Genomic DNA, 14,402 nt, shown 5'->3' with positions numbered 1-14,402 from the left:
GCATTGCGGCAGTGCAGGCTGCACAGCGATAATCGAGCGTTCAAGCCATAGACGGACTGCACACCTCATGCTGGATCCCGCACTGCTGCGCTCGCGCCTGGTCGAAACCGCCGCACGCCTCAAGGAAACCCGTGGTTACACGCTCGACGTGACCGCCTTCGAGGCCTTGGAAAGCGAGCGCAAGCAGCTCTCCACCGAGACGCAAGAGCTGCAGAACCTGCGCAATACCCGCTCCAAGTCGATCGGGCAGGCCAAGGCCAAGGGTGAAGACGTCGCCGCGCTGATGGCCGAAGTGGCCGGGCTTGGCGACAAGCTTAAGGCCAACGAACAGGCGCTGGCCGAGGTGCAGGCCAAGCTCACGGCGATTGCCCTGACCATTCCGAATATTCCGCACGAATCGGTGCCGCTGGGCAAAGACGAACACGACAACCAGGAAATCACCCGCTGGGGCAGCCCTCGCGACTTCGATTTCCCGGTAAAAGATCACGTGGAACTGGGCGAGCGCCATGGCTGGCTCGACGGCGAAACCGGGGTCAAGCTTTCCGGCGCGCGCTTCACCGTGCTGCGCGGCCAGCTGGCGCACCTGCATCGCGCGCTAGCCCAGTTCATGCTCGACCTGCACACCGGCGAGCACGGTTATCTGGAGTGCAACGTGCCGCTGCTGGTCAACGCCGAAAGCATGCAGGGCTCGGGTCAGCTGCCCAAGTTCGAAGAAGATTTGTTCTCCACCCAGGTCGGCGATACCAAGCGCTACCTGGTGCCCACCGCCGAAGTGCCGCTGACCAATCTGGTGCGCGACACCATTCAAGATGCTGATGCATTGCCGCTGCGTTTCACCGGGCATACCCCGTGTTTCCGCGCCGAGGCCGGCAGCTACGGCCGTGACGTGCGCGGGATGATTCGCCAGCACCAATTCGAGAAAGTCGAGATGGTGCAAATCACCCGCGCCAGCGACTCCTATGCGCAGCTCGATGAAATGGTCGGCCACGCTGAAAAAGTGCTGCAACTGCTCGGCTTGCCCTATCGCAACCTGCTGCTGTGCACCGGCGACATGGGCTTTGCCGCGACCAAGACGTTCGATCTGGAAGTGTGGCTGCCCAGCCAGCAGACCTACCGCGAAATCTCCAGCTGCTCCAACGACGAAGACTTCCAGGCCCGCCGCATGCAAGCCCGCGTGCGCAACCCGGAAACCGGCAAGCCCGAACTGGTACACACCCTCAACGGCTCCGGCCTCGCCGTAGGCCGCACCCTGGTCGCGGTGATGGAGAACTACCAGAACGCCGATGGCTCGATCACCGTGCCCGAGGTGCTGCGCCCGTATATGCGCGGCGCCGAAAGCATTGCATGAGCGGGCAAAGCTCATGGAGCAAGGTCGAGATCGTCACCAGCTATACTCTGCTGGCGATTCTCGCCAGCATCATCGGCACCCGGCTCGGTTTCGCCGGGGTGTGGGAGCTACCCACACCCGACCTGATCCTGACCTCCATCGCCTTGCTCGCCGTACTGGCCAGCTTCTGGTTTGCCCGGCATAGCCGTCGCCTGCGCTTCTGGGTGATCGGCTTCGCCAGCGCCACCCAGTTGCTACCCATGGTGATCCGTCAACCCGCCTTGCTGCTGCCCTTGCTCGGCGCCGCCGTACCGGTGGCGATTACCCTGTGGGCACTGATCGCCTTATCGAAAAAGGGCAGGGATAGAGGAACACCCCGACATTCCTGATAGAATCACGCGCCCTGGGTTGGCCTGGTCGGCTCCGACCACAAAAATTCAGTGAACAATTCGAAGAGATGGCCGAGTGGTTTAAGGCAGCAGTCTTGACGCGGAGGCAGGACGCCGAAGCGAACATCGCCCAAAAGGCGATGGCCCCGAAGGGGCGTAGGGCAGGATGCCCGGAGTCAAACTGCCGTAGCGTCGTACGAAGTACGACTGTTCGCAGAGAAAATTCGGAGAGATGGCCGAGTGGTTTAAGGCAGCAGTCTTGAAAACTGCCGTAGGTGTGAGCCTACCGTGGGTTCGAATCCCACTCTCTCCGCCAGATTTGCAAATAGGCCCATTTTTGTGGGCTTTTTTGTGGACTGAGAAAAGGTCCGTCACTCCACATATCGCTCCACAAGTGAGCCGATATGCGCATCCCGAATTACCTGAGGCTTGCCCCGTCCGGGGTATGGCATTTTCGCCAAAGATTGCCTTCCAGGCAGGCCCGTGAGACGGGCAAGACTGAACTCACCAAAAGCCTTGGGACACGAGACCTGTTGACGGCGCAGAAACGTGCGCTGAGTCTCGTTGAGGGGTATGCTGAAAGCTTCACGAAGGTCGGGGGGCTGGGCGTGGTCGCTAGGGATAGCATTCCAACGGTTTCTGAAATCGTTCAAGGGAAGACGCCTGAGCGTTATAAGGTCATCCGTCACCCAGATGGCACTGTAGAAATTGAAGCCAACGGCAAGGCAGACCATGCCTTTGCCATGGATGCGCTTGAGCGCATCGGGCCACTCGACCAGGAGCCCTACTACCAGGAACTCATGCGAACTATTCAGGCCGCTGAGTCTCAACGGTCTCTAGCATCCGACCCAGCATCGAAGATTCCAGTCGTTGCCATCGGCAAAGCGGTGGCGCAGTGGTTGACTGAGATCAAACCTTCGACCAAGACCAAGACCTTCAAAATTAAAACAACAGCGGTCGAGGGGTTCGCCAAACACTATGGCGAGAAGAATCCTTTGAAGGATGCTGGCCGTGTAGATGTGGGTGCCTGGGTCATGGCGCTTCGGGCAAGCAAGCTCGAAACTCCAACCATCGTCAACAAGCTCAGCTATCTCAGGGGCTTCTTCGATTGGGCCAAAGCCCGTGGGTACTACGAATCTTTCGCCAAGGATGAGAATCCCGCAGCAGGCCAGGTCATCTACGGCATGCGGGAAAAGAGGCAACGCCGCGTATTGGGTTTTAAGCCTTTTTCCAAGGAACAGGTCCAAGCGTTGTATGACGCTAAGGCGATGGAGCAGGGCCTGAGTGAATCGGCCCGTTGGGGTGCTTGGATTGGACTCTATACGGGCGCCCGTGTTGCCGAAGTTGGCCAACTGACCTTGGCTGACTTTCTAGAAGTCGAAGGCATTCCCTGCATCCGCATCTGCGAAGAGTCTGAGGGGCAGTCGGTCAAGTCAGACATCAGCATCAGAACAGTTCCCATCCACCCAAAACTTATCAAGCTTGGTCTTCTCAAACGCGTCGAGTCACTGCGGAAAGCAGGAGAAACACGTCTTTTTCCGAGCGTGAAAACAGATGGGGTCAATGGGATGGGGAATTGGCTGTCGAAGGCTTTCAGTCGCCATGTCTTGGCGACCGTTGGAAAGCCCGAGAAGGGGAAGTTCGGTTTCCACAGTCTCAGGAAGTCTTTCATTCAAGGGCTTCAGTCCCTGGGGGTGGCTTCAGAGATTCGCGCTGCGTACGTGGGGCATGAGCTGGACGATGAACATCATTCTGCTTACAGCAGGGCTCCAACCATGAAGGAGTTGCTGGATGCGGTGAAGAAGTTGGATTGGGGATCCGTATGACTGGCAAGGAACACCCACTCTATCGCAATGCACTTAATGCGATTCAAGTCGGAGTTGAAGATTTTAAGGCTGATTCTCCAGCCCGTATCGCCTCCGCTGTTCGCAATTTGACTTCGGGAATCTTGCTTCTCTGCAAAGAAAAACTGCGTCGTCTATCTCCATATGATGAGATTCTTATCTGGAAGAACATCAAGCCTGTTTTGAAGGCGGATGGCAGTGTTCATTTTGAAAAGGCGGGTCGAACGACGGTCGATGTTCGAGATATTTTGGAGCGCTTCAACAATTGTGGGGTGGAGTGCGATTCAAAACTTCTCCAGCGCGTAGCGGATGTTCGAAACGCTGTGGAGCACCACTATGTAGAAGACCAAGCTCAGATTCGTGGCGCCTTCGTAGATGGACTGCGTTTCCTTTCCCAGTTCATGCCAGAGCATTTGGGGATCAATCCGCGAGACGCGTTGGGGGCCGAAGTCTGGGAGACTCTTGTTGGTCTGAAGGAAATCGAGGACGCATTGCGGGCTGAGTGTCGTCTCACCTATCAAGACATGGATTGGCCACCTTTGTTAAAAGAGGCCATCGAAAACGTAGGTTGCCCTGAGTGCCGTTCGCCCCTTGTTAGGCAGGTAGAGACTGAAAACACGGACGCTTTTATGGCGACATGGGAGTGTGCTGCCTGTGGTCATCAAGAGGATGCGCAGGATTGGGTGGGAAAGGTCATTCCGGAGCACTATGCGGCTGAAAGCTTCATTGCAGCCAAGGATGGTGATGGGCAACCCATAGATGCTTGTCCAGAGTGTGGTGAGGATGCCTTCGTTCATGAAATATCCCAGTGCCTGGCGTGTGGATTTGAGTTCGAGGGTGCTGGGGAATGCGCCATTTGTGGGGAGCCTCTTGGTCTAGAGGACTACGAAGAGACCCTCTGTTCCTATCATCGATATGTGGTGGAAAAGGAGCGCGACCGATAGAGCGGTGATTGGTTTCACCGGGGGATGTTTTTCGCTGTTCTTGCTCGAGGACTTCTGGAAGATGAGTAGCACCTGGGATGAAGTCACCGCTATATGTACGGGCGTGGCAGCAATTGCTACCGCCGTGATGGCTGGTTTCACTTGGAAAGCCATTAAGGATAGTCAAAAACAACACTTTGACTTGCACCAGCAAGGTGCCGATGCTCAAGTACTAAGCGAGAAGCATCATCAGAATTCGTTCCGGCCCATCGTGGTCGTCTCTCCATATGATGGAGTAGATCCGGTGGACCGTTCTGGCATTCTAAATTTCGATGGCACAGCTCGAACCGGAAACACCCGCCTGATCTTCATCTACGGACTCCTAAAGAATGTTGGCGTGGGTCCGGCACTAGTTGTTCGCCTTCACCTTCGGGTAATGGAAACCAAGGGCTACGGGAGTACCCACGAACTCTCGCCCCTTCAACTTGGAGAGGCGAGGGGTGGCGTTGATGCACCTCTCAAGCTAGTTCTACAGGTCAATGACGCGTTCAATGAAACCGACTTTGCACTTGCAAGCGGAACACTTTGGGAGCTTGTCATTGAGTATGAGGATGTGTTCGGAAATAGGTTTAGAACGACTCACGCTAAGAACTCTCAACGTCCGTGGACTTTGGTTGAAAAGGTGTAAGGGCTTGCAAGGATGAGGCATCGAAAAGTGCTACATGTGCGACAGGGAGGCCACCTCAAGAGAGCATGTGCCGCCCAAATGTTTGTTCCCTGAAGGCAAGGACAAGGATGGAGAGAATCATCGAAGTAACCTGATTACGGTTCCTTCATGCGACCTCCACAATACAGCGAAGTCCAGGGATGATGAATTTTTGATGGTAAGCCTTGCTGGAATTATCGGTAACAACTCCATCGGCTACCGTCATAAGTTTGGAAAGGTCAATAAAGCAATCAGGCGCAGTGCAAACAAGCTTCTTTTAGCAACATTCAAAGGCAAGCAGCGCTTCTATGTAGTCGAAGTTGGTCCGAACAAGTTCGTAGATGTCATCTGGGGAACGCCTGATTCGGAACGATTGAAAGTCTGCTTCGAGCACATCGTTCACGGCCTTCATTTTCACCACTTTGGCCACACGTTCAAAGGTCGCATCAAGCTGCATTTTGCGTATCTTTGGAGTGATAACAAGAACGCGATAAGCTTCCGCGATCTTATAAAAGCAAAGCTGGACGTTGAGCTTGCCGAGAGAGATAAATTTGGTGAGAACCAAGGTGTCTTCTACTACCAAATCACAGACAGAGACCAGTTTGACCTCTACATGTTCCGACTATGCTTCTACGGTGGAATTAACGTGCATGCCGCCATGATTCCGGAGCATGCTGACGTGCAAAAGGACCTGGCTTGGATGCTGGTTGAAGGTGGCATCAAGACCATCTTTAACGTCGGTGATAAGAAATTTGAGTTCAACTGATTTTAATGTGTGGATAGGGGTGGCCGGATGAGTGACGAAGAGAAGTTGACGGTTAAGATTGAGCGCCTAGGTTTTGATGGCGAATTGATGGTGGATCGACCTGTAACCATCCTTCCTGCGAATATGAAAGCGTCGCCCTCAAAGTACGAGTACAGCTCAACTTCGATGTCCTTCTATAAGTATGCAAGAGGGCACCTTGCGCTTGACTACCTCACGAAGCCGGAAAGGTTGTACACACAGCAGTCAGTTGATGTGTTTCTACCGGCCTTCCTGTTTGGTGTTGGTCAGGTTGTCGAAAATCCAGACTTGGTGAAGATGCTCTTGGAAGTCATCGTCAACTTTGCCAAGGAGACCTTCGTTGGTGACAAGGCGCCGACAGTCAAGGCGACTTTCTTATCAAGGGAAATCGAGGAGGAGAAGTACGTTAGTGTGACCTATGAGGGTCCCTTGGAAGGTCTTGCGAGTGTCGCTCCTGCTTTCCTTAAGGCCATCAAGCATGAGGACTGATTGGTTTGGTGAGGATGTGTGCTCTTCGCAAGACATCATTGATAGCTACAACAGCTTCATAGATTCGGCAAATTCACTGAACCTTCTTGTTCGCTCGTCTCGTTTGCAACAGGAAAAGGATCTAGAGATTGACGAGTACATCGGTTACATCAAAGGTTTTAAACATCAAGTTGCTTCGCGGGGTGATGAGCGCTTCGCGAATCTTCTCTTCCACTTTCAGTGCATGCTTCGATGTGTGCAGTCTTCTATCAGGATGTGGATGCATCTTAAGGAAGATAACCATCAGAAAGCTTGGTGCTGCCTAGTTGATGCCCAAGAATACAAAGATGTTGCGTTGAAGATTGAGGATCACGTTGGGGTGCGGCGTGTTGAGGAGTTCTTAGAGAAGGTCCGGGACACAGTCTTCCCTCCATGGACGCATTACAACAGCGCAGCATTCACCTCCACGATTGGACAGTGCTCCATCTGCGGCAAACCGTTTGGTGATTGTGACCATGTCGAAGGCATGGTGTACCTGGGGAGGCTTTGCCGAAGGGTCGGCATACAGCTACTTGAGGCCAATCACTGCGCGATTGTGAGTAATCCGCGCGACAGGCGGTGCATCTTTGCTGAGATATCCAGGGATGATGGGCGAATGATGAACGTGTTCACCTTAGAGGACACAGGCGATGTTCGCGAAAAGGAAGAAGGGGTGGCGGGTCACGTAAATGGGGTGATTCTCACCACAGTTAGCTTGGATTTTGATTGATGACGCCATCCTGCCGTGCTTGGGTGGGTATTTATTAGTCAAATTAAACTGATGGTGATCCTCTTGGCAAAACAAATCTACGATAGGAGATCGTCGTGAATTCTATAACCAGAACGATGGTTAGTATTATTGCTATGGCTACTCCGATAAAGAATGACATGGTTGCCTCCTGGTGTGTGTTTATACACTAGGATTTTTAAATTGACTGTCAATGGGGATTTATAGGTCAAGGAGAGAGCGCGTCTAGGGGCTTCGTCTGCGCGATGTTTAAGAAGAATTGCAATTGTTGCTGCGAGCAAGATTATGGTTACGATGGCGACAATGGTCCAGCGTTTTACTTTCTTTCTCAAAATCGAAAGTGATCTTTCCTTGGCAACAAGTTCTGTGCTTAGTCCTGAATTTTTTTGTTCCAACGACTGAATTTCGCGAATATGTTTTTCTTTCTCAAGCCCCAATCTATTGAAATCTGATTGAAGAACTTGCAGTTGATTGTGCTGGCCTTGCAGGCCCGCGTGCTGCTTCTCCAGAAGTTGCCTTGCACGCCCTAGTTCGGCGATGTGCTTGTCCAGCTCACGTTTAAGGTAGGCGGGAGAGCTGGGGTCATTAAGAATCTTCGCGGGGATGAACCCAGCTTCGCTCTCAAGAGTTTTTTTGATCATGTCTTTGTGAAGTTTTTCGCGAGCTCTGGTCGTCGATGACTCGTCGTATCGATAAAAGAATCGTTTGTTGAGTTTGCATTCAATGACGGGAAGCTCGAGGTCTTTCAGGTCAAGTATTTTTGATGTCGGCACAGGATGCTTGTGACACACCTCAAAGTAGATTTCACCTGACCATTTTTCACCGTAAAAATATTCTGACTCGAATTTGAGGTAGACATCTACCCGATAGTTGTTCCCACTCGGATGACGTACTTTTTCTTCGAGCGATGCAGCGGTAATCACAATCGGGAACGCATCACCTCCATTAAGAATTAGACGCGTGTGCCCGATTTCACTAACGGCTTCTTTGAAGAGAAGATGGTCGAGCGATTCGCCGCCCTGCGTATCAGCATCAGCCTTTGAGACGTAGACGAAGTGAGGGGTGCCACCTCTACAAACGTGCTTCATTTTTTTGCGCTGACCTGGGGTGTCTAGACTCCAGGCAATGAAACCACCGAGGGGATCGCCACCAGTTAAGTCGTTTCGCTCCTTTTGGTGTTCAGAGGCGTATATGCGTTCTGGCCCAAACTCCGTTTTGTATGCTGTTACCTTCATCACTGATTCTCTGGGGCGATGGTCGCGCAATCTTCGAGTCGAGGCCGTACTTAACCTGTCGGCGGTGTGTCGCAGAGCTTGAGACTCCGCCCCTCGATTTTTCTTCTAAGTCGCCGGACAGAGATGTCGCCAAGCAAATTTGTGACTTAATTCACAGTTGCTACGAAGGAAGGAATAGTCGAACATCGCTCCACAACCCAAACCACGCGACATGTGGGGCTAGGCCTTGGGGTAGAAGAGGGTGATCCCACACCACTCTCTCCGCCAGATTTGCAAATAGGCCCATTTTTGTGGGCTTTTTTGTGGACTGAGAGAAACGGCGCTTGGTCAAGTTGGTTGGTCAACAACCATGCATGACGCGCACCTAGACGGCATCCGCGATGGCCGATGAGTAGCGATGGCTGCTACCCGCGGCCATGGACAGAACGCCGGCTGGAGCGAGCTTCCCGCTATATGAAACATAGCGGCAGGTGGCCAGCGACAGATGAGAACCTACTCTTCGGCGTCGCCGGAGAAGCTCATGTACGCACTTATTGATCCCGGCTGCGAAATGGCGACTCTTTGCTGCTGGGGGCCGTAGATGGCACGGGAATGGTTTGATCTCGCTCAAACGGGGCCGTCGTCGCAATTTTCGTTTACTCAGACTTTTCCTACATCTTTTGTATGAAATGGCCGACAGCTATCAATCGACGGCAATGCCTACTCTGCGGAGTCAGTATTATTTTTGAACACCAATAAGGGAAATTCCAATGAGAATGAGCAGCAGCGCCAAAGGCATCCTCGCACTATCCATATTTGCAATAGCAGCACTATTTGCTAGTTCTGCGGGGGCTCAAACGCAGGTCGGACCGGTCCGAATCAGCATGCTCAGCACGGGTTGGGGCTCAGATTCCTTCGGGATTTTTACTGGTTCGCCAGCTGTCAACCCCGCGGGATGTTCAAATACTGATTCGTATATGAGCGACGGATTGGATCCGGGCCATAAAACCTACTACGCGGCCGCGCTCACGGCGTTAACAATGGGTGCTTCTGTCTACATTGTGGTCTCGAACCAGAACTGTGCATCTAGCCGTCCAAACATTATCGGAGTAACGATCGCCAATCCGTAACTGCAGCGAGCTCATCTACTCGTGCAAATATTTCCAGTGTCTTGAATATTACTTGCCAGCCGAAAAGCGGTAGGTAGAGGGGGAGTTTATGTGGTTGAAATATGCGCTTTTTTTGCTGGTAATGGTGCTTCCGTCCATTACGTACGCACAGAGCTCTGCAAAATACTTCGGATACTTCTACAACGACGGAACGAGCTATAACAGTAGCGCTACCGGCTTTAGTGAGAATTATAACCGCATAAATCTGTATCACATCGACCTTTGGGCTGGAAACACTACAGCAAATGGCCGAGAAGCAACGATCCTGCATACGCTCTCTGAGCTTGAACAAGCGCGCAGCAATGGCGTGAAGGCAATAATTACTGCGACACCATTTGTTTTCCAGTTTGTATCAGGAAGCCAATGGACATCTGAGCCCAATGCAAGCGCGGTCTGGGGATCGTTTGTAGACCGGCTCGTCTCGGCAGGTTATTTGGTGCCTGGAAATTCGCAGCTCAGTACGATTGCGGCTATTTATCTTATTGATGAGCCGGAAAATTCGGGCTTCTATGATCAAAATGGGGTGGCTGATCCTGCGATGGTTAACGCAGTCAAAGCGATCAGAGGTAACTCCTCAACGACCAATGTGCCTATTGCAATGGTAATGACGCCTGACTTCGCTTCGATGCGGAGTTCGATAGGACTCGTCGATTGGGTTGGCTTCGACCATTATGAGGCGTCCACAGATGTGTGGACCACGGAATACAATCAGCTCAAAGCGATGCTCTTACCGAATCAATATACTATTTTGGTGCCAAAAGCTGCACAAGGCGGCGCATGTCAGGTTGGTGGCGGGGCGACGACATATGATGATCCGTGGAGATTCTACTCGTTGATGCAAACAGACCCTAAGACTGTTTGGCTCTCACCATTTCGCTGGTTTAGTCCTGCCGCTAATTGCCTTGGTGTAAGGGATATACCATCACTTGCTACTTCATATAACCAGATTGGCCTTAACTTTAAGCAGGCAACAAATCCTGTCGCAGGCAAAATCGACAGTGTCAACGGACCTTTTATCAAGGGCTGGGCTTGCACGACAGGAGTGCAGCAGCCGGCTAAGATCGATCTCTATGTAGGAGGTCCCTACGGTGGAGGTGGCACGTTCATCGGCGAATATCTGGCCAATATAGCTAGTGGCTCTTCTGTCGCGGCTGCTTGCTCCGTACCCGCTGGGGGTGCCTATGCGTTTCAGATTCTCCTGCCTCCGTCCGTCCGTCACCAATATGGTGGCAAAAAGATCTTCGTCTATGGAGTCGCGAGTTATGGCGGCGACAGCCAAAGTCTCGCAAACTCCGGCTCGTTTGCAGTTCCGTACCCAAGCGTATCGTCTGTAGTTGATTTTCTTTTGAAGAATTAAATGTAGGCGTTTATTTGATTGGCTCGATGTCTATAGCCTTAATTTGAAGAAGACGCTCAATACTAGAAAAGGAATTGCTAATATGCGATTTGTTAATAAATTAACTACGATGGTGGCAGTTATCGCCATGATTGCGTCAGTTCCGGCGTTCGCGACTACGGAATGGAATAAAACTATTCAGGCCGTTGGGACCGTGCAAGATGGGGGCGCCTCATTCGTCATTTTCAACGAGGCGTTAAGTGTCTCGTGCCAGGGGGGCCTAGTTTCTTTGGCCGACCCTTCGACGAATGGGGGAAAAGCCATGCTTGCGGCTTTACTTAGCGCGCAAGCGGCTGGAAAAGGTGTTCAACGAATTGACTACAGTCAAGTAGCTAGCGGTGCTTGTGCTGCGTCGATGATCGTGGTTGGTCCCTAATGATCGGAAACGGTCTCGATACCAACCCTGAGCTAAAAGTGGGGCGCAGTGTGTCTCATTTTATTGATCGACCTTGTGCCCTTTTGACGTGGCTGCTATAGCTTGGTCGAGGTACGCAGGTATCGCTGCAATCGCTGAGGGGTGGCTGATTGATTTGACTCGATCAGCCGCTCTCTCGCCTGGCTTGCCAGGGCTTTGTGGGCCGGCCAGAGTTTTCGGTCCGCATTTCTTAGGCACTCACGAGCCGCTTTGGACTGCCCTGAAAATGAGGGCAGGCCCGCACAAAAAAACCAACCCTCGATTACCTCAAGGATTGGTTTCGGCTGTCACTCGATAATCGTACCGATCGAATTACTTCTGCACAGCCTTCTTGGCCGTCTTCCTGACCACCTTCTTTACCGCTTTCTTGGCGGCCTTCTTCGCAGCTTTGGCCGGTGCGGCAGCTTTTGCAGCACCCGCGATCAAAAGATGATCGGCGGTAACGCCGCGCTTGCGCAATGCCTGGGCAAACCACAACGGCTGGCGGCCACGGCCGGTCCATTGTTGGGAAGGATCAGCCGGGTTGTGGTACTTCGGGGCGACGGAGCCTTTGCTGCCTTTTTTAGCTGCAGCTTTCTTGCCGCCGCGAGTCGGAAAAACCTCAGCCAGAGTCAAGCCACTGTTCTTCAGCAATGCATCGATCTTTTCCCTGACCGTACGAACCTGGTTGGAACGAGCCTCGTTCATTTGCGCGCTTGCGCCCGCAATAAGGGCCTGGAGTTCTTTGGGTGATAGGGTTTTTAGGTCGATTGCCATGTATGAGCCTCGTTTGGATTCGTGGGGGAGTTTAAGACATTGGCGTCAAATATCGGCCACGTGGGCTCCCGAGGGACGTTTTAATGTCTATCGAACGTGGCTTGAATGCCTACGTTTGTGTCCGATCTCTGATGACACGAGAGATGGATATTCATTTCGTCCGTCTAGTGGAGCAGTGACAGGGTGCCATACAAACGTTGGCATTTGCCACCCATAATGATTCATTGAACGATTCAGGCCCTACTTTATGCTCGAATCTGTCGCAACACACCGCTGGCGATTGCCGTGCAGCGAGAGCACTTGCTTGGTGTGATCGGGCTCAACATGCAGTACCGACCGCTGAAATAAGGCTATCCCGATGTGAGCCAACTGCCGATGGTGGTGGGGCGGTTCGCATGGGCCTGTTCTGGTGGGCTGCTAATTCGCATCATGCTCGGTGTGATCGGCGTATTCCTTCCACGCCATGTCAACGATGTGGATAAGTATTTAAGGCGAACGAAATAACCGATAAGTCAGCTAGGCATATCGGCGATCCGCTTGCGCGGGATTTATTCACTACCACGTTAATCCCGTTAATAGGGTGGATGGATCATGCATGTTTGCGTTTCTTTACATCGGGCGGATGGCATTCAATAAAAACGCTTTCCATGGACGTCAGTGGTCAAAGGTTTCTATGTGATTGTGCCGGTTGATATATTCGCTTTCGAGCGCAGCGGGTAAGTCGTGGGATAGCGGCGTGATCCAGCGGACGAAAAAAATCAGGCCGGGCTAGCCATAGCCCGGCCTGATTCGGTTTTAAGGTGTATCTGATGACTTAATGCAGCTGCTCCAGCACTTGGTCACGCTCGATCTTGTAGACCTGCGGTGGCGGTGACACCGATTTCATCAGCTTGAGCTTGATATTGCCGTGCTGACAGACATTGCCGCCCTCGACGAACACGCCGTCCTGGGTGCATTTCCATGTGTAGAAATTGGCGATGCCCTCGTTCAACTGCAGGCTGAAATCGGTGCTCTTGGCGCCGGGATCGAACGGCGTGCCGGCCTCTTCGTTCTGGAACCAGCGCATCCATTCCTTGGAGCCGACCGGCGGTACTTTAGCCGGGGCCTGGAAGGTCGGGTTCATCGGCGATAGCTGCGGGCTTTCGGCGGTCATATGGCAGCTCATGCATGCGCTGACCGGGTTATCCACCGGGCCATCCAGGCGGCCATTCCAGCCGAGATGGGTGGGTGGAAGTTCGGGCTTGGTGTTGATCGCCGACTGGAGAATATCCGGATTGATCTTGGTGACCGTCGGTTGCTTGTTGGTGTAGCTGTCGCCGGTATTTTCCGGATCGTTGCCCCACATCACGCCTACCGGTACCAGGTTGTCCCAGCCCGGTTTGCCGGTGACTGCGCCGTTGTACTGGAAGGTGCCGAAGATCCAGCCGGTATTGGGAATACGCGTGTCGCGCACCGCGAAATCCATTTGAATCAGTGCGACTTGCTTGATGCTGCGATTGGCCGAATTGAAACTGTCGGTGATATAGGCGGGCCACAGCACCGGGTTGACCAGGAACGGCACCTGTTTCAAGTCAATGTCGGCAAACAGCGGTTTGCACACCACCGTACCGTTGTGAAAGCTGTTCGGCTTGGAGGTCACCGACGGGTCGGGGTTCTGCGAGTCTTTCCACACCTGGCCGATGGTATAGCCGCCAATATCGTTATAGATGCCGATGGCAAGGGTCTGGCCTGTCGCGATCTGCGTGGGCGCCAATTGCTTGGTCTGGATCTGCGCCTCTTTGGTGAGGCCGTGAATACCTTCGCGGCCCATCGGCCCGTAGTGCTGCCAGGGCACGTGGTACCAATGGCGCACGGGGTTCTTCTGTACGTACCAGTCGCTTTCTACGTTGCCTTCCAGGCAATACTTCTTGGCGGCTTCGACATACGGCCGCCATTGCTCGAAGTTATTGCTGAGCGGGCTGGGCAGCAGCTTGAAGAAGGCCGGTACCGGGCCCTGTGGAAGCGTTTGCGGATAGCTTTGACTGAGCTGGAATATCGGCCCTTTGTAATCGGATGGCGGCTGGTATCCGTAATCTGGAAACGTGCCGGCGCTGGCTGTTCCGGCGAAAAGGACAAGTGCCGCGACGGCACCGATGACTTTGCTTCGTGCCATTTGCATGATCTACCCCCTGAATGACTGTAGTCAGTCCAACACGCAAGCCTTGCGCTCGCATGCAACGGTGTC

The 14,402-nt window shown here is 53.0% G+C and carries 13 protein-coding genes and 1 tRNA gene; 11 read left to right on the top strand and 3 right to left on the bottom strand.

Going from position 1 to position 14,402, the window contains the following annotated elements:
• Nucleotides 1-67: 67 nt before the first annotated feature.
• From serS to OUZ52_RS19750, 9 genes are all read left to right on the top strand, one after another.
• The gene (gene serS / locus OUZ52_RS19790; protein ID WP_266160271.1) at nt 68-1,348 is read left to right on the top strand and encodes a serine--tRNA ligase; all 1,281 of its coding nucleotides are present in this window, start codon (nt 68-70) and stop codon (nt 1,346-1,348) included.
• Nucleotides 1,345-1,716, top strand: a complete 372-nt coding sequence (locus OUZ52_RS19785; RefSeq protein WP_266160270.1) for an LrgA — start codon at nt 1,345-1,347, stop codon at nt 1,714-1,716. Before serS ends, OUZ52_RS19785 begins: the two co-directional genes overlap by 4 nt.
• 226 nt (nt 1,717-1,942) lie before the next feature.
• A tRNA-Ser gene (locus OUZ52_RS19780) sits at nt 1,943-2,032 on the top strand.
• An 88-nt stretch (nt 2,033-2,120) separates the two neighbouring features.
• Nucleotides 2,121-3,542: a DUF6538 domain-containing protein gene (locus OUZ52_RS19775; RefSeq protein WP_266160269.1), complete on the top strand. Its 1,422-nt coding sequence runs from the start codon at nt 2,121-2,123 to the stop codon at nt 3,540-3,542.
• Entirely contained in the window at nt 3,539-4,504 is a 966-nt protein-coding gene (locus tag OUZ52_RS19770) for a hypothetical protein (protein WP_266160268.1), read from the top strand. Before OUZ52_RS19775 ends, OUZ52_RS19770 begins: the two co-directional genes overlap by 4 nt.
• 4 nt (nt 4,505-4,508) lie before the next feature.
• The gene (locus tag OUZ52_RS19765) at nt 4,509-5,171 is read left to right on the top strand and encodes a hypothetical protein (protein ID WP_266160267.1); all 663 of its coding nucleotides are present in this window, start codon (nt 4,509-4,511) and stop codon (nt 5,169-5,171) included.
• A gap of 34 nt (nt 5,172-5,205) precedes the next feature.
• Complete coding sequence (locus tag OUZ52_RS19760; protein WP_266160266.1) at nt 5,206-5,955, top strand: hypothetical protein; 750 nt, start codon at nt 5,206-5,208, stop codon at nt 5,953-5,955.
• Between the two features lie 27 nt (nt 5,956-5,982).
• On the top strand, nt 5,983-6,462 hold the full coding sequence (locus OUZ52_RS19755) for a hypothetical protein (protein WP_266160265.1): 480 nt from the start codon (nt 5,983-5,985) through the stop codon (nt 6,460-6,462).
• Nucleotides 6,452-7,210 (top strand): hypothetical protein, encoded by a 759-nt coding sequence (locus tag OUZ52_RS19750; RefSeq protein ID WP_266160264.1) that lies wholly within the window; start codon nt 6,452-6,454, stop codon nt 7,208-7,210. Before OUZ52_RS19755 ends, OUZ52_RS19750 begins: the two co-directional genes overlap by 11 nt.
• Nucleotides 7,211-7,287: 77 nt before the next feature.
• On the opposite strand, the gene OUZ52_RS19745 is transcribed toward OUZ52_RS19750, so the two are convergent.
• On the bottom strand, nt 7,288-8,463 hold the full coding sequence (locus OUZ52_RS19745; protein WP_266160263.1) for a hypothetical protein: 1,176 nt from the start codon (nt 8,461-8,463) through the stop codon (nt 7,288-7,290).
• 1,197 nt (nt 8,464-9,660) lie between these two features.
• On the opposite strand from OUZ52_RS19745, the gene OUZ52_RS19740 reads away from it, so the two are divergent.
• Together OUZ52_RS19740 and OUZ52_RS19735 are read left to right on the top strand one after the other, a co-directional pair.
• Nucleotides 9,661-10,968, top strand: coding sequence for a hypothetical protein (locus tag OUZ52_RS19740; RefSeq protein ID WP_266160262.1), 1,308 nt, complete (start codon nt 9,661-9,663; stop codon nt 10,966-10,968).
• Between the two features lie 82 nt (nt 10,969-11,050).
• A complete protein-coding gene (locus OUZ52_RS19735) occupies nt 11,051-11,383 on the top strand; it encodes a hypothetical protein (RefSeq protein ID WP_266160261.1) in 333 nt (110 codons plus the stop codon).
• Nucleotides 11,384-11,734: 351 nt separating this feature from the next.
• Here OUZ52_RS19735 and OUZ52_RS19730 read toward each other — a convergent pair whose 3' ends face one another.
• Together OUZ52_RS19730 and OUZ52_RS19725 are read right to left on the bottom strand one after the other, a co-directional pair.
• Nucleotides 11,735-12,178, bottom strand: a complete 444-nt coding sequence (locus OUZ52_RS19730; RefSeq protein WP_266160260.1) for an H-NS histone family protein — start codon at nt 12,176-12,178, stop codon at nt 11,735-11,737.
• An 814-nt stretch (nt 12,179-12,992) separates the two neighbouring features.
• Nucleotides 12,993-14,336 (bottom strand): hypothetical protein, encoded by a 1,344-nt coding sequence (locus OUZ52_RS19725; protein WP_266160258.1) that lies wholly within the window; start codon nt 14,334-14,336, stop codon nt 12,993-12,995.
• Nucleotides 14,337-14,402: the final 66 nt, after the last annotated feature.

The sequence above is a fragment of the Dyella silvatica genome (assembly GCF_026283955.1).
GTDB classification, from domain to species: domain Bacteria; phylum Pseudomonadota; class Gammaproteobacteria; order Xanthomonadales; family Rhodanobacteraceae; genus Dyella_C; species Dyella_C silvatica.
Note: the sequence above shows the minus strand (reverse complement) of the source record. Positions and strands in the feature narration are given on the sequence as shown.